Origin of the sequence: Streptomyces sp. NBC_01235 (assembly GCF_035989285.1) — a bacterium.
Taxonomy (GTDB): domain Bacteria; phylum Actinomycetota; class Actinomycetes; order Streptomycetales; family Streptomycetaceae; genus Streptomyces.
On record NZ_CP108513.1, the window covers coordinates 9459750 to 9475636 of the forward strand.

At 71.2% G+C, this 15887-nt stretch carries 16 protein-coding genes and 1 tRNA gene; all 17 read left to right on the top strand.

All coding sequences use genetic code 11. From position 1 onward, the window contains the following. The first annotated feature begins 86 nt into the window (after positions 1–86). The 17 genes from OG289_RS42585 (at position 87) to OG289_RS42665 (ending at position 15873) form a co-directional block, all read left to right on the top strand. Positions 87–2906: an ATP-binding protein gene (locus tag OG289_RS42585; RefSeq protein WP_327319354.1), complete on the top strand. Its 2820-nt coding sequence runs from the start codon at positions 87–89 to the stop codon at positions 2904–2906. A gap of 71 nt (positions 2907–2977) precedes the next feature. Beyond that, the gene (locus OG289_RS42590) at positions 2978–3412 is read left to right on the top strand and encodes a roadblock/LC7 domain-containing protein (RefSeq protein WP_327319355.1); all 435 of its coding nucleotides are present in this window, start codon (positions 2978–2980) and stop codon (positions 3410–3412) included. A gap of 2 nt (positions 3413–3414) precedes the next feature. After that, positions 3415–3786, top strand: a complete 372-nt coding sequence (locus OG289_RS42595; protein WP_327320972.1) for a DUF742 domain-containing protein — start codon at positions 3415–3417, stop codon at positions 3784–3786. Beyond that, positions 3764–4447, top strand: a complete 684-nt coding sequence (locus tag OG289_RS42600; protein ID WP_327319356.1) for a GTP-binding protein — start codon at positions 3764–3766, stop codon at positions 4445–4447. The genes OG289_RS42595 and OG289_RS42600 overlap by 23 nt, the downstream gene beginning before the upstream one ends. A gap of 61 nt (positions 4448–4508) precedes the next feature. Beyond that, positions 4509–5066 (top strand): GAF domain-containing protein, encoded by a 558-nt coding sequence (locus tag OG289_RS42605; protein WP_327319357.1) that lies wholly within the window; start codon positions 4509–4511, stop codon positions 5064–5066. A 163-nt stretch (positions 5067–5229) separates the two neighbouring features. Beyond that, positions 5230–6258: an L-threonine 3-dehydrogenase gene (gene tdh / locus OG289_RS42610; protein WP_327319358.1), complete on the top strand. Its 1029-nt coding sequence runs from the start codon at positions 5230–5232 to the stop codon at positions 6256–6258. Between the two features lie 39 nt (positions 6259–6297). After that, a complete protein-coding gene (locus OG289_RS42615) occupies positions 6298–7491 on the top strand; it encodes a glycine C-acetyltransferase (RefSeq protein WP_327319359.1) in 1194 nt (397 codons plus the stop codon). Positions 7492–7540: 49 nt separating this feature from the next. Beyond that, complete coding sequence (locus OG289_RS42620; protein ID WP_327319360.1) at positions 7541–8443, top strand: LysR family transcriptional regulator; 903 nt, start codon at positions 7541–7543, stop codon at positions 8441–8443. Positions 8444–8491: 48 nt separating this feature from the next. Then, positions 8492–9076: a helix-turn-helix domain-containing protein gene (locus tag OG289_RS42625; protein ID WP_327319361.1), complete on the top strand. Its 585-nt coding sequence runs from the start codon at positions 8492–8494 to the stop codon at positions 9074–9076. Then, on the top strand, positions 9073–9594 hold the full coding sequence (locus OG289_RS42630; protein ID WP_327319362.1) for a GNAT family N-acetyltransferase: 522 nt from the start codon (positions 9073–9075) through the stop codon (positions 9592–9594). The genes OG289_RS42625 and OG289_RS42630 overlap by 4 nt, the downstream gene beginning before the upstream one ends. Before the next feature lie 30 nt (positions 9595–9624). After that, the gene (locus tag OG289_RS42635) at positions 9625–9984 is read left to right on the top strand and encodes an MmcQ/YjbR family DNA-binding protein (RefSeq protein ID WP_327319363.1); all 360 of its coding nucleotides are present in this window, start codon (positions 9625–9627) and stop codon (positions 9982–9984) included. A 108-nt stretch (positions 9985–10092) separates the two neighbouring features. Then, positions 10093–10166, top strand: a tRNA-Pro gene (locus OG289_RS42640). A 597-nt stretch (positions 10167–10763) separates the two neighbouring features. Then, positions 10764–11972: an ABC transporter substrate-binding protein gene (locus OG289_RS42645; protein ID WP_327319364.1), complete on the top strand. Its 1209-nt coding sequence runs from the start codon at positions 10764–10766 to the stop codon at positions 11970–11972. 70 nt (positions 11973–12042) lie between these two features. Next, positions 12043–13002, top strand: coding sequence for a carbohydrate ABC transporter permease (locus tag OG289_RS42650; protein ID WP_327319365.1), 960 nt, complete (start codon positions 12043–12045; stop codon positions 13000–13002). Further along, a complete protein-coding gene (locus OG289_RS42655) occupies positions 13002–13835 on the top strand; it encodes a carbohydrate ABC transporter permease (protein ID WP_327319366.1) in 834 nt (277 codons plus the stop codon). The genes OG289_RS42650 and OG289_RS42655 overlap by 1 nt, the downstream gene beginning before the upstream one ends. Before the next feature lie 89 nt (positions 13836–13924). After that, positions 13925–15112, top strand: coding sequence for an ABC transporter ATP-binding protein (locus OG289_RS42660; protein WP_327319367.1), 1188 nt, complete (start codon positions 13925–13927; stop codon positions 15110–15112). Between the two features lie 329 nt (positions 15113–15441). After that, positions 15442–15873: an SRPBCC family protein gene (locus OG289_RS42665; RefSeq protein ID WP_327319368.1), complete on the top strand. Its 432-nt coding sequence runs from the start codon at positions 15442–15444 to the stop codon at positions 15871–15873. Positions 15874–15887: the final 14 nt, after the last annotated feature.

Genomic DNA, 15887 nt, shown 5'->3' on the forward strand with positions numbered 1-15887 from the left:
TGTGAGTGGCCGTCGGGCGACACCGGGCCGAAATCTTGGCTCTCCCGACCGACAGCCAGGCTCGACGGACCAGTACGAGGACACCGATGTCTCACCTCCGCGCACCCGCCGCACGCGCAGACCGCCGCGAGGGCGGGCGGCACGGGCGGCCGGTCACCCGCACCGCACCAGCGCCGGCCGAGACACACATACGGCCCCAGTTGCTGCGGCTGGCCGTGCTCCCCCCGACCGCGGTCGCGCTCAGCGCCTGCGCGGTCATCCTGTTCACCGTGCGCTCCACCGGCGTCCGGCCCGGCACGACCCTGTGGGCGGTCCTGGCCGGCGCCGTCGCGGTGACCGGCGTCGGCATCGTGATCGCCGCCGTGGCCGCCGACCGCGCCGCCCGTTCCGTCAGCGACCGCGTCGCGGCCCTGCGCCGGGGCAGCGCGCGCGGCGAGGCCGACCTGCGCGCCGTCATGGAGGCGCTGCGCCGAGGCGAGGCCCCGCCCCCGCGCGCATCGCGCGGCGGCCCGCCCGGCCACGACGCCGACGACTTCGAGCTGCTCGCCGCCGACCTGGCCCACGCCCACGACGGGGCCGTCACCGCCGTCGTGCAGGCCGCGCAGCTGTCCAGCCAGGCCGGCAGCGAGCAGAAGCTGGAGGTCTTCGTCAACCTCGCGCGGCGCCTGCAGTCCCTGGTGCACCGCGAGATCTCGATCCTCGACGAGCTGGAGAACGAGATCGAGGACCCCGACCTGCTGAAGGGCCTCTTCCACGTCGACCACCTCGCCACCCGGATCCGCCGCCACGCCGAGAACCTCGCCGTCCTCGGCGGGGCCGTCTCCCGGCGGCAGTGGAGCAACCCGGTCTCCATGACCGAGGTGCTGCGCTCCGCCATCGCCGAGGTCGAGCAGTACTCGCGGGTCAAACTCGTCCCGCCCATCGACGGCGAACTGCGCGGCCACGCCGTCGCCGACGTCATCCACCTCCTGGCCGAACTGGTCGAGAACGCCACGGTGTTCTCCGCCCCGCACACCCAGGTGCTGCTGCGCGCCAACCTCGTCACCTCCGGGCTCGCCGTCGAGGTCGAGGACCGTGGCCTCGGCATGCCCGTCGAGGAGCAGGACCGGATGAACGCCCTGCTCGCCGACCCCGACCAGGTCAACGTCGGCCGGCTGCTGGCCGACGGCCGCATCGGCCTGTTCGTCGTCTCCCAGCTCGCCCGACGGCACGGCATCCGGGTCCGCCTGCAGAACAACATCTACGGTGGCGTCCAGGCCGTCCTCGTCGTCCCGCAGGCCCTGCTGGGCTCGCCCTCCGCCGCCCCCGGAGCCGTGGCGCAGGGCCCGGACACCGACGGCGCCGGCCTGCCCCTCGTACCCACCGCGTCCGACGGGGGCCGGCCCCCCCTGCCACCCGCCCCCCAGACCCGGACCCCCCGCCCCGGACCGCAGTCCGCGATCGGTGCCGGGGCGGCCCGAACCCCTGCTCCCGCACTGCCGCACAGCCCCCGGACCACCGCGGGCGGCGGCCGACGGCCAGGCGCGGCGCAGCCGCAGGACCCCGCGGGCGCGGGCCGCTCCCCGGTTCCGTTCCGGACGCGTGACGGGGCAGCGACGGAGGCTGACGCGGGCCGGTCACCGATGGCGGGACAGGTGGGGGACACCGCCGGTGCGGGGTGGTCCTCGGTCCAGGGCGCCGCCGACGTACGCCGGGCCCCGGGTTCGGCTCAGCTGCAGGGCGCCGGCGATGCGGGCCGGGCCTCGGGCTGGGCCCAGGTGCAGGGTGCTGTCGACGCGGGCGGGTTGCCGGGTTCGGCTCCGGGGTACGGCGCTGGTGACGTGGGCGGGTCGCCGGGTTCGGCTCAGGTGCGGGGCGCTGGTGAGGCGGGTCGGTTGCCGGGTTCGGCTCCGGGGTACGGCGCTGGTGACGTGGGCGGGTCGCCGGGTTCGGCTCAGGTGCGGGGCGCTGGTGAGGCGGGTCGGTTGCCGGGTTCGGCTCCGGGGTACGGCGCTGGTGACGCGGGCCGGCCGTTGGGTTCGGCTCAGGTGCCCGGGGGTGCCGACAGGGGTCCGTTGCTCGGTTCGGCGTGGGCGCCGGGCTCCGCGGCGCCCGGCACGTCCACCGGGTTGCCGGGAGGGCCGGGCGTCTCGGACTCGGGCCGGGCGTGGACGCCGACGCAGAGCACGCCCGCCTCGGGGGTGCCCCTGGTCACCGCGCGGCCGCAGGGCGCCTCGGACACCGGCCGTGCGGCCACGGCCCCGCGGGCTCGGACCGCTTCCGAAGCGGAGCCGCGCGATGGGTCTTCGGCGGGGGCCGCCGAGTCGGGCCCGCACCAGCCGGACGCCCCGCGTGCACACGGACGCCGGCCGGCACCCCTGCCCGTGCGCGGCGCCCGCGAGACGCGGGCCAACCCGGCCGAGGCCGTGCCCGGCATCCGGCAGGCCGACCGGCATGTCGTCGAGGAGAACGCGGGCATCGCACCGACCCCGCGCATCGGCACCGTGCGAGGCACCATGGGCAAGCCCCAACTGCCCCGCCGCCGCGCCCAGGAGCACATCGTGCCCCAACTGCGCGGGGGTCCGGCCCCACGCCAGGACACCGAGCAGCCCGCCGCCCACGACCCCGGCCTGATGGCGGCCTTCCAGCGGGGCATCGGCCTGGCCGAGGCCCAGCAGAGCCTGGAGGCGGACGTCACGGACCCGCCTCCGTACCTGCTGTCGGACCCGTCGGACCCGTCGGACCCGTCGGCCCCCCTGCCCCTCGCCCCGCACCCCGTGTCGGACCACGGCCGGTCCCGCACAGCCGAGGAGTCTCCCGCGCACGCGGCCGCGCCGCCCGAGGAGCGCGGTGCGCGAGACGGGCTGGACCTGCCCGGTACCGATCCATCCACCGCCCGGCACGACGGGAGCACACCAGCCGGATGAGCACGCCGAGCACAATCACCCCCACCCCCAGCGCTCCCGCAGACCTTCGTACCCCAAGGAGTCGATCCACCATGGCGAGCGATGCGCCGACCGGCCAAGTATCCGATCTCGACTGGCTGATGAGCGGCCTCGTGCAGCGCGTACCGCACACCACGAGCGCGGTGCTGCTCTCCTGCGACGGGCTCGTGAAATCGGTCCACGGCCTCGACCCCGACAGCGCCGACCACATGGCCGCCCTGGCCTCCGGCCTGTACTCCCTCGGTCGCAGCGCCGGCGTCCGGTTCGGCGACGGCGGGGACGTGCGGCAGGTCGTCGTCGAACTCGACGCGACGCTGCTGTTCGTCACCACCGCGGGCTCCGGCACGTGTCTCGCCGTGCTCGCCGGCCGCGAGGCCGACGCGGCCGTGCTCGGTTACGAGATGGCGATGCTCGTGAAGAGCGTCCGGCCGTATCTGATGACCGCACCCCGGCAGCACGCCGTCGAACCGTCGGTGATGGGGCCTTGAGCGTGGTGGCGGCCGGCGACGGGCCGTGGCTCGACGACGCGGCCGGACGGCTGGTGCGCCCGTTCACGGTCAGCAACGGCAGAACCAGGCCCAGCGTCGCCCTCGATCTCATGTCGCAGGTGAGAGCCACCGGGGCGTCCCCCCTCGGCTACCTCGGACCGGAACACGCGACCGCGCTCGACCTGACCCGCATCCCCGTGTCGGTCGCCGAGGTCGCGGCCCATCTGAAGCTGCCGGCGGCGGTCACCAAGGTGCTGCTGTCGGACCTCCTCGACTGCGGGGCGCTGACCACCAAGCCCCCCGAGTTCCACCACAACCCCACCGACCGGGCCCTACTGGAGGCAGTGCTCGATGGACTACGACGACAGCTCTGAGTACGGCGAGCACCCCAAGTACGGCGAGCACCCCAAGTACGGCGGGTACGACGACTACGGAGCTCACGAAGGCGGCCCCGACCCTTTCCCCACCGCCCTGAAGATCCTGGTCGCGGGCGGGTTCGGGGTCGGCAAGACGACCTTCGTCGGCGCTGTGAGCGAGATCGCGCCGCTCAGCACGGAGGAGCTGCTCACCACGGTCGGTGCCGCGACCGACAACCTCGACGGCATCGAGAACAAGGTCGAGACGACCGTCGCCATGGACTTCGGCCGCATCACCCTCGACCCGCGACACGTCCTCTACCTGTTCGGCACGCCCGGCCAGGAACGCTTCTGGTTCATGTGGGACGAGCTGTGCGAGGGCGCCCTCGGCGCGGTCATCCTCGCCGACACCCGCCGCCTGGAGGAGTGCTTCGCGGCCGTCGACTTCTTCGAGGAACGCGGACTCGCCTTCATCATCGCCATCAACGAGTTCGACGGCTCCCACCGCTACACCCCCGAGGAGGTGCGCGCCGCCATCGACCTGCACCCGGACGTCCCCGTCGTCCGCTGCGACGCCCGTATCTCCGCCTCCGGCGTCCAGACCCTGCTCACCCTCGTCAAACACCTCATCGCCCACGCGCCGGCCGCACCGCAGCCGAGCCGCGGCGCCCACATGTGACCGCCGCACACAACGCCCCGGAGCCGCATATGACCCACCTCCACAGCGACGGAGCCCGGCCATGAGCTACGACCCGCCGCGCCCGGCCGGTCGTCTGTTGCTCACCCCCGAGGACAAGGACGCTCCCGCCCGCGCCCGGAGGCTGCGCCGACTCGGCCTCGGAGAACAGCCGGAGCCCGCCCTGGACGCCTTCGCGGCTCGCCTCGCAGAGGTGACCGGAGCGCCGTACGCCATGGTCAACTTCCTCGACGAGGAACGGCAGTTCTTCGCCGGGCTGCACACCCCGGCCGGCGGCCGGGCGGCCCGTGGCGGCAAGCCCGAGGTGGGCCGCCGGCTGCCCCGCGACTACGGCTACTGCCCGCACGTCGTCGTCCGGCGCAAGGCGCTGGTCCTGGAGGACGTGGGCGACTACCCGCGCTTCGCGGGCAACCCGGTCGTCGACGAGTACGGCATCCGCTCCTACCTCGGTGCCCCGCTCATCGACACGACCGGCATGGCGCTGGGCACGGTGTGCGTCGCCGACCTCGCGCCCCGGCCCTGGGGAAAAGCCGGCCTGGAGACCATCAAGGCGACGGCCGCCGACCTCGTCGCACGGCTGGAGGGGCAGACGCGGCCCTAGGAGCGGCCGGGGCGTGTAGGAAACCTGTGGCGGCGCTTAAGAAAAGCTCGATGGACCTGGGTGGGTGGAGTGCGGCAGATTGCTGGGCGAATCCACACGTCTTCCCGGATGCGGGGCCCTGCGGCCTGCCCGCGCCCGGGCCCTCACCACAGGAGCCGTAGCGTTGAAGGCGCTGGTCAAGGAGAAGGCGGAGCCCGGGCTGTGGCTCGCGGACGTCCCGGAGCCCGCCGTCGGGGCCGGTGACGTACTGATCAAGGTGCTGCGCACCGGCATCTGCGGCACCGACCTGCACATCCGGTCCTGGGACGGCTGGGCGCGGCAGGCGATCCGCACACCGCTCGTGCTCGGGCACGAGTTCGTCGGCGAGGTCGTCGGGACGGGCCGTGACGTCGTCGACATCCAGGTGGGGGACCGGGTCAGCGGCGAGGGACACCTCGTCTGCGGCAAGTGCCGCAACTGTCTCGCCGGGCGCCGTCATCTGTGCCGGGCCACCGTGGGCCTCGGCGTCGGGCGCGACGGCGCCTTCGCGGAGTTCGTGGCCCTGCCCGCCGCCAATGTCTGGGTGCACCGCGTTCCCGTCGACCTCGATGTGGCGGCGATCTTCGACCCGTTCGGCAACGCCGTGCACACCGCCCTGTCCTTCCCGCTCGTCGGCGAGGACGTGCTGATCACCGGCGCCGGACCGATCGGGCTGATGGCCGCCGCCGTCGCCCGGCACGCCGGCGCCCGCAACGTCGTCGTCACCGACGTCAGCGAGGAGCGGCTGGAGCTGGCCCGCAAGATCGGCGCGAGTCTGGCGCTGAACGTGTCGGAGTCGCAGATCGCCGACGGGCAACGGCAGTTGGGGTTGCGGGAGGGCTTCGACATCGGCCTGGAGATGTCCGGCCGGCCCGAGGCCATGCGCGACATGATCGCCAACATGACGCACGGGGGCCGGATCGCGATGCTCGGGCTGCCGACCGCCGAGTTCGCCGTCGACTGGGCCCGGATCGTCACTTCGATGATCACCATCAAGGGCATCTACGGCCGTGAGATGTTCGAGACCTGGTACGCGATGTCGGTCCTGCTGGAGGGCGGCCTCGACCTCGCCCCCGTGATCACCGGCCGGTACGGCTACCGCGACTTCGAGGCGGCCTTCGCCGATGCCGCGAGCGGCCGTGGCGGCAAGGTCGTCCTCGACTGGACCGCGTAAGTCACCCGCATCCGTCCTGCATTCCTTAGGAGTTCCCCCATGTTCGACTCCGTGCGCGACGATCTGCGCGCCACCCTCGACGAGATCCGCGCCGCCGGTCTGCACAAGCCCGAGCGGGTCATCGGCAGCCCGCAGTCCAGGGCCGTGGCCGTCACCGCGGGCGGCCGGCCCGGTGAGGTCCTCAACTTCTGCGCCAACAACTACCTCGGCCTCGCCGACCACCCCGAGGTGATCGCCGCAGCCCACGAGGCCCTGGACCGCTGGGGCTACGGCATGGCGTCCGTGCGCTTCATCTGCGGCACGCAGGAGGTGCACAAGGAGCTGGAGGCGCGCCTCGCCGCCTTCCTCGGCCAGGAGGACACGATCCTGTACTCCTCCTGCTTCGACGCGAACGGCGGTGTCTTCGAGACCCTCCTCGGCCCCGAGGACGCGGTGATCTCCGACGCCCTCAACCACGCCTCGATCATCGACGGCATCCGCCTGTCCAAGGCCCGCCGCTTCCGCTACGCCAACCGTGATCTGGCGGACCTGGAGCGGCAGTTGAAGGACGCGTCCGACGCGCGCCGCCGGCTGATCGTCACCGACGGCGTCTTCTCCATGGACGGCTATGTGGCGCCGCTCGCCGAGATCTGCGACCTCGCCGACCGCTACGACGCCATGGTCATGGTCGACGATTCGCACGCCGTCGGCTTCGTCGGCCCCGGCGGCCGAGGCACCCCCGAGCTGCACGGTGTGATGGACCGCGTCGACATCGTCACCGGCACCCTGGGCAAGGCGCTGGGCGGCGCGTCCGGTGGTTACGTCGCCGCCCGCGCCGAGATCGTGGCCCTGCTGCGCCAGCGTTCCCGCCCCTACCTCTTCTCCAACACCCTGGCCCCGGTCATCGCGGCGGCTTCACTGAAGGTCCTGGACCTGCTGGAGTCGGCGGGTGACCTGCGGGAGAAGCTCGCCTCGAACACCGCCGTGTTCCGCCGCCGGATGACCGACGAGGGCTTCGACATCCTCCCCGGCGACCACGCCATCGCACCCGTCATGATCGGCGACGCGGCGAAGGCGGCCCGGATGGCCGAGCTGCTGCTGGAGCGCGGCGTGTACGTGATCGGCTTCTCCTACCCGGTCGTCCCGCAGGGGCAGGCCCGCATTCGCGTCCAGCTGTCCGCCGCGCACTCCACGCAGGACGTGAACCGGGCCGTGGACGCCTTCGTCGCGGCCCGGGCGGAGCTGGCGGGCTGAGGGGACGGCGGGGGCCGGCTGACCCGGACATATTGCGATAATCGATCTCATGATCGAAGCACGGCGGCTCCACATCCTCCGTGCGGTGGCCGACCACCGCACCGTGACGGCGGCTGCCGCCGCGCTGTACCTCACACCGTCCGCCGTCTCCCAGCAGCTCACCGCCCTGGAACAGGAGACCGGCCACCGGCTGGTCGAGCGCGGCGCCAAGGGCGTACGGCTGACCCCCGCCGGCGAGATCCTGCTCCGCCACACCAACGCCGTCCTGGCCCAGCTGGAACGGGCCGAGGCGGAGCTGGCCGCCTACAGCTCGGGCGCGGCCGGCACGGTCACGGTCGCCGCCTTCGCGACCGGTATCGCCCAGGTCGTCGCGCCCGCCGTGGCCCTCCTGGCCCGGTCGGCACCCGGCATCCGTATCCGTGTCCAGGACGCCGAGGGGGACGCCAGCCTGCCGATGGTGCTCGACCGGCAGGTGGACGTCGCGGTCGCCGTCGAGTACCGAGGTGCCCCGCCCGCCGACGACCCGCGCCTGACCCATGTCCCGCTCTACGCCGAGCCCTTCGACGCGGTCGTCCCGGTCGCCCACCGCCTGGCCGGCGCCGCCGAGGTCCCCCTCGCGGAGCTGGCCAAGGACCCGTGGATCGGTCCGTACCCCGGCAACCCCTGCCACGAGGTGGTCGTACTGGCCTGCGAGAACGCCGGTTTCCAGCCTCGCCTCGAACACTCCTCCGACGACTTCCGGGCCGTGGTCGCCCTCGCGTCGGCCGACGCGGGCGTCGCCCTCGTGCCCCGCTCGGCGCTGCGCGGCATGGACCTGACCGGAGTGGTCGTACGGCCCGTCGACGGCGTGGCGCCCACCCGCCGGGTCTTCGCGGCCGTACGACGGGGCGCGGAGGAGCACCCGTTGATCCGCCCCGTGCTGGACGCGCTGGGAGAGGTGTCCCGGACGTAACCCCGACCCGTAACCTGGCTGTTTCATATCTGGGATACCGTCCCGGATATGAAACTGGATGACGCCGGGGCCGCCCCGGATCCTGTCGACGCCCGGCTCGGTGCCCGGCTGGCCGAACTGCGGGCCGAACGCGGCTGGTCCCTGGGGGAGCTGGCGGAGCGCAGCGGGGTGAGCCGCTCGACCCTGTCCCGGGCCGAGCGCGCCGAGACCAGCCCCACGGCCTCGCTCCTCAACCGTCTGTGCGGCGTGTACGGGCGGACCATGTCCCAGCTGCTCAGCGAGGTCGAGGCGGAGCCCGCGCTGCTGGTCCGGGCGGCCGGGCAGCCGGTGTGGGAGGACCGGGCCTCCGGGTTCGTGCGGCGGTCGGTGTCGCCGCCGCACGCCGGGTTGCGCGGCGAACTCGTCGAGGGGCGGCTGCGGGCGGGCGCCGACATCGCGTACGACCGGCCGCCCGTACCCGGTCTGGAACAGCACATCTGGGTCCTGGAAGGCGCGCTCGACGTGACGGCCCAGGGCATCGAACACCACCTCGACGCCGGCGACTGTCTGCGGCTGCGGGTGTGGGGGCCGACGCGGTTCCGGTGCTCCGGCTCCGACGGTGTGCGCTACGTGCTGGTGGTGGTGCTGCCGTGACCGCGACCCGCCTCGACGCCCCTCGACTGCTCGACCGGGTCGAGGAGTTGGCCGGTCTTCTGGTCGACACGGTGGACGGCGGCGCCTCCGTCGGCTTCCTCGCCCCGCTCGACCGGGCCGAGGCCGTCGCCTGGTGGAGCGAGCGCGCGCGGGGCGTGGCCGCCGGACGGCTCGCTGTCTGGGCGGCCCAGGACGGCGACCGTGTCGTCGGCACCGTCAGCCTGGCCTTCCCCGACAAGCCCAACAGCCGGCACCGCGCCGAACTTGTCAAGCTGATGGTCCACCCGGACGCCCGCGGCAAGGGCCTCGGCCGCACCCTCCTGACCACCGCCGAGGAGGCCGCCGTCGCGGCCGGCGTCACCCTGCTCCACCTGGACACCGAGACCGACAGCCCCGCCGAACACCTCTACCGCGCCGCCGGGTGGACCAGGGTCGGGGTGATCCCGGACTACGCGGCGAGCCCGGCCGGGGTCCTCCGCCCGACCACCCTGTACTACAAACACGTCGCAGTCGGGTGACTGTCAGTGGCAGCCGCTACGGTGCGAAGCATGCCGGACGCCGAAGACGTACGCCGTATCGCCCTGTCCCTGCCGGACACGACGGAGAAGATCGCCTGGAACATGCCCACCTTCCGGGTCGCGGGGAAGATGTTCGCCACGCTGCCCGAGGAGGAGACCTCCCTCGCCGTGCGCTGCCCCAAGGAGGAGCGCGACGAACTGGTGCTCGCCGAGCCCGGAAAGTTCTGGATCGCCGACCACGAGGCCCAGTTCGCCTGGGTGCGCGCCCGGCTGGCCGCCCTCGAGGACGAGAACGAGCTGCGGGACATCCTGGCCGACTCCTGGCGGCAGGCGGCCCCACAGCGACTGCTGGAGGCGTATCCGGACCTGGGGGTGTCCTCGGGGGGCTGAGGGCGCCCGGCGGCCGGGGCGCGAGAAACGGGTGCGCGACCATCGACCCGAGTGCGGTATTGTTTCCATGCGCGTTCGGCCAGGGGAAACCCCAGGTCAGACGGGCAACGGGACGTGGCGCAGCTTGGTAGCGCACTTGACTGGGGGTCAAGGGGTCGCAGGTTCAAATCCTGTCGTCCCGACTTGCGAAGTAGCAGGTCGGAGGTCATTTCCGGTTCACCGGAAGTGGCCTCTTCGTCGTTTTCGGGGACCGGTTCTGGACCGAGCGCCATGGGGACATGTGGCGCATCTTGACTCGGTCAAGGTGGGTTGCCGGTCCGATGGTCAAACACTCTTACCTGCGCGAACGATTCCCTTGATACCGCGTCCGGCCGACCGTGCCCGACCGCGCACAAGTGGCGCCCCCATCGGGTTCGGCGGTCTCTTCCATGTCGAACAGATCGCGCACCCTGCCGTAGAGCAGTGGAACCAGCCGAAGTCAATCGTCCCCCCTTCCCTGCCGGCCGGTTCGTCCCTGCCCGCAGGTTCGCCGAGTCGGTCCCACTGGTGGGCCGCGGTGGGCGATTGGGTGCGATATGTGCTTGATCTTGCTTTATGTGGCATTTAGTGTTCGCCGGAAGGGAAACGCTGCGAGGTCCGAGTCCCGTGCCACCGTCCGGAAGCGAGGTGTGAAGCGCGTGCACGCGAGGTGCGGCTGCCGGCCCGTTTCGGGTCACAAGGGACGTTCCAGAGGGACGCGATGGCTGCGGGCGTTCGCCGTACTGCCGTTGCTGGCGTCGGTGCTGGCCGCTTGTGGCAGTGACGAGGGCTTCGGCAGGCCCACCCTCAACTGGTACAACTTCCCCGACGACTCCGGTGCGCTCCAGAAGGCGGCCGACCGGTGCAGCCAGGCTTCGGGCGGACGCTACAGGATCAGCTACAACAAGCTCCCGCGTGCCGCGGACGGCCAGCGCCAGCAGCTCGTGCGCAGACTCGCCGCCGAGGACGACTCGCTCGACATCCTGGGCCTGGACGTCACCTGGGCGGCGGAGTTCGCCGAGGCGCGCTGGATCCGGGAATGGACGGGGGCGGCGAAGCAGCAGGCTGTCGAGGGCACCCTGCGCGTACCGCTGCAGACCTCGACCTGGAAGGGCAAGCTGTACGCCGTCCCGTACAACACCAACACCCAACTGCTGTGGTATCGCAAGGACCTGGTGCCCACCCCACCCAGGACCTGGAGCGAGATGCTGGACATGGCCGGCGCCCTCGCCCGGCAGGGCAAACCGCACTTCGTGGAGATCCAGGGCGCCCAGTACGAGGGCCTGACCGTCTGGTTCAACACGCTGATCAACAGTGCGGGCGGCTCCATCCTCAACGCGAGCGCGACCGAGCCCTCCCTCGGTCCTCCTGCCGTGCGGGCCGCCGGGATCATGCGTGATCTGGCGAAGTCCCCGGCCGCGGACCCCTCCCTGTCCAACCAGATGGAGGACCAGAACCGGCTCGCCATGGAGTCGGGGACGGCGGCGTTCGAGCTCAACTACCCGTTCGTCTATCCGTCGATGAAGGCGAACAACCCCGAGCTGTTCAAGAACTTCCGCTGGGCGCCGTACCCTCGGGTCGACGCGAACCGCCCGGCACGGCCCACCATCGGCGGCATCGACCTGGCGGTGAGCGCCTACTCGCGCCACCCCGACCTGGCCTTCGAGGCGGCGCTGTGCCTGCGCAACCGGGAGAACCAGCTCACCGCCGCACTCGAGGGCGGTCTGCCGCCCACCCTGCGCGCCCTGTACGACGAGCCCGCGTTCATGAAGGAGTACCCCTTCTCGCGGGAGGTGCTGGCCGCCCTGGAGTCGGCGAGCGTGCGCCCGATCACTCCGGTCTACCAGAACGTGTCGATCGCGGTCTCCCACACGCTGTCTCCGCCGGCCGCGATCAAACCGGAGAGCTCCGTCAACACCATCAGGGAGCAGATCGACGATGCCTTGCGATCCGAGGGTGTGATCCCGTGAACCACCTCCTGCCGCACCACCCCGTCAGCCGGCGCCGCGGCGCGCGGGCCTCGTCCTCGGACGGCCCGAGATGAGCACGCGGGCGCAACCGGCCGGAACCCCGCCGCCCCCCGAGGCGGAGGCGGAGCAGGCGGGGCCGGACCGGGCGGCACTCTCGGCGGGCGCCAGGCAGGAGCGGCGGCTCGGCTGGCTGCTCTGCGCGCCCGCGGTCGTCGTCATGATCGCTGTGACCGCCTACCCCATCGGGTACGCCGTCTATCTGTCCCTCCAGCGGTACGACCTGCGCTTTCCCGGACGGGCGGAGTTCGTGGGCCTGAGCAACTACGGGGCGGTGCTGTCCTCCCCCTTCTGGTGGGATGCCTTCTGGGTCACGCTGTTCATCACCGCCGTGTCCGTGGCGATCGAGCTGGTCCTCGGCATGGGGCTCGCCCTGGTGATGCACCGCACGATCTTCTGGCGCGGTGTCGTCCGCACGTCGGTCCTCGTTCCGTACGGGATCGTCACCGTGGTCGCCGCCTTCTCCTGGCAGTACGCCTGGACCCCGGACCTCGGATACCTCGCCGAGCTGTTGCCCAGCGGAGCGGCCCCGCTGACCGAACAGTGGCCCGCCCTCTGGCTGATCATCCTCGCCGAGGTGTGGAAGACGACGCCGTTCATGGCCCTGCTGCTGCTCGCGGGCCTCGCACTGGTCCCCGAGGAGACCCTGAAGGCGGCCATGGTGGACGGCGCCACCGCCTGGCAGCGCTTCACCAAGGTCATGCTGCCGCTGATGAAACCGGCCATCCTGGTGGCACTGCTCTTCCGCACACTGGACGCGTTCCGGATCTTCGACAACATCTACATCCTGACCGCGGGCGCCCAGGGGACCGGCTCTCTGTCGATCCTCGGGTACGACAACCTGTTCACCTCGCTGAACCTGGGCATCGGGTCGGCGATCTCGGTCCTGATCTTCATCTGCGTCGGGATCATCGCCTTCGCCTTCGTCAAACTGTTCGGCACCGCCGCACCGGGAGCGGAGGTGAAGCGCTGATGGCCGCGGCGGGAAGGACGCATGCCGCCCGATGGGGTGTCATGAACGTGGTGGTGGTGCTGTACGCCCTGTTCCCCGTGTGGTGGATCGCCGCGCTGTCGTTCAAGGACCCCAGCACCCTGACGGACGGCAACTACATCCCCACGGACTGGACCTGGGAGAACTACCGGGGCATCTTCGAGACCACCGAGTTCACCCGTGCGCTGATCAACTCGATCGGTATCGCCCTGATCGCCACGGTGATCGCGGTGGCGCTGGGCACCATGGCCGCCTACGCGGTGGCCAGGCTGCGCTTCCCCGGCAAGCGGGTGCTCATCGGCATGTCCCTGCTGATCGCCATGTTCCCGCCGATCTCCCTGGTGTCACCGCTGTTCAACATCGAGCGGATCATCGGGATCTTCGACACCTGGATCGGGCTGATCATCCCGTACATGACCTTCTCCCTGCCGCTCGCGATCTACACCCTGTCGGCGTTCTTCCGGGAGATCCCCTGGGATCTGGAGAAGGCCGCCAAGGTCGACGGGGCGACGCCCGCGCAGGCCTTCCGGATGGTCATCGTGCCGCTGGCCGCGCCGGGCGTGTTCACCACGGCCATTCTCGTGTTCATCTTCTGCTGGAACGACTTCCTGTTCGCGATCTCGCTGACGTCCACCGAGTCCGCGCGCACCGTGCCTGCCGCGATCGCGTTCTTCACCGGGAGCTCGCAGTTCCAGCAGCCCACCGGGTCGATCGCCGCCGCCGCTGTGGTCATCACCATTCCGATCATCATCTTCGTCCTGTTCTTCCAGCGGCGGATCGTCGCCGGACTGACCTCCGGGGCAGTCAAGGGGTGAACGGGCCGACCGCGGCAGACAGGCCACCGGTCCGGGACACCGACCGCAGTGCTCGGAACCGGAAGGCATGAAGGCAAGGAGGCACCACCATGGCCGAGATCATCCTCGACGGAGTCACCAAGCGCTTTCCCGACGGGGCCCTCGCCGTGAAGGACGTGGACCTGCAGATCGCCGACGGCGAGTTCGTGATCCTGGTCGGTCCGTCGGGATGCGGCAAGTCCACCACTCTGAACATGATCGCCGGACTTGAGGACATCACCGAGGGCGTCCTGCGCATCGGAGACCGGGTCGTCAACGACCTGGCTCCCAAGGAACGCGACGTCGCCATGGTGTTCCAGAGCTATGCCCTGTACCCGCACATGAACGTCCGGGAGAACATGGGCTTCCCGCTGCGCCTGGCCAAGGTGGACAAGGACACCATCAACGCCAAGGTGACGGAAGCCGCCCGGATCCTCGACCTCACCGAGCACCTGGACCGCAAGCCCGCCAACCTCTCGGGCGGTCAGCGCCAGCGGGTGGCCATGGGGCGGGCGATCGTCCGTGATCCCAAGGCGTTCCTGATGGACGAGCCGCTGTCCAACCTGGACGCCAAACTGCGGGTACAGATGCGCACCCAGATCTCCCGGCTGCAGCGGAGCCTCGGCACGACCACCGTGTACGTCACCCACGACCAGACCGAGGCGATGACGCTCGGCGACCGGGTCGTGGTCATGAGGCAGGGCCTGGTCCAGCAGATCGGCACACCTGCCGAGCTGTACGACCTGCCGCGCAACATCTTCGTCGCGGGCTTCATCGGCTCCCCGGCGATGAACTTCCTGAACGCCACTTTGGAGGGCAGTGCCCTGCGCTCGCCCCTGGGCGACCTGCCCCTCGACGACCGTACGAGGCAGTCGCTGGAAAGGCAGAACGCGCCCCGCGAGGTCATCGTCGGGCTACGACCGGAGGCATTCGAGGACATCGCCCTGTCACACGACCGGGACCGGACGGGCCCGGTCTTCACCGCCACCGTCGAAGTACTGGAGTCGCTGGGCTCCGATGTGTATGTCTACTTCACCGCGGAGGGCGGGCCCGCGACGACCGCCGAACTGGAGGAGCTCGCCAAGGACTCGGGCCTGCGCGACACCGGCGCCGACACCCATCAGATCGTGGCCCGCCTGGGCGCCGCCACGCGTGCCCGCGAGGGCGAGCCGGTGGAGCTGCGGGTCGACATGGCCAAGGCGCACGTGTTCGACCCGGCGACCGGAGCGAACCTTACGCATCCGGTGAGGGCGGACTGACGGTGCACCCCGCAGGTCACGATCCGCGGGCGACCCGCACTTCTGGGGGTCAAGGGGTCGCAGGTTCACATCCTGTCGTCCCGACGGGAGTCCGCTCCATAGTCACAGGTCAGGGTCTTGTTTCACCTCGGTGGGGCAAGGCCCTCGATCGTTTTCCGGGCTCGCCCCGCCGAACCGGTCGATCGGGTTGTCATTCGTGCGGTTGCGCCCACCAACCGGTCGGTCACATGGTGGTCGGTCCGTCTCGCGTTTCGGGCGACGGGGCCGGTGCCGGGCGCACACTGGAACACAGAAGGACATGTGTCGTGAGCCGAACCTGGAGGTGGGCCATGAGCACCCTCGAAGAGCACATCGATGTCGGAGTTCCGATCGACAAGGCTTGGAACGATCTCCACCGGGTGGAGAACTATCCGCGCTTCGTGGACGGAGTGCGCGAGGTCCATTCGGAGACGGAGGGCCGCGCGCGTCTGGACGTCGAGGCCGGCGGCCGGGTCCGGGCGTTCGAGGCCGAGGTCTCCGACCGTACGGGGGAACGCGTGATGGACTGGCAGACCACGGGCGCCCCCGACCTGATGGGGTCCTTCTCGCTGCGCCCGATCGACCAGAACCACACCCGAGTCCAGGCACGGCTTGAGTACGACCCCGACACGGTCAGGGAGACCTTCGGCGGGCCGAAGGGATTCGCCCAGGTGAACGCGATCGAGCGGCTCGTCCGCAGCGATCTGGAGCATTTCAAGGAGTGCGTGGAACAAGGGCGGTGAGCGGCGCTCACGCC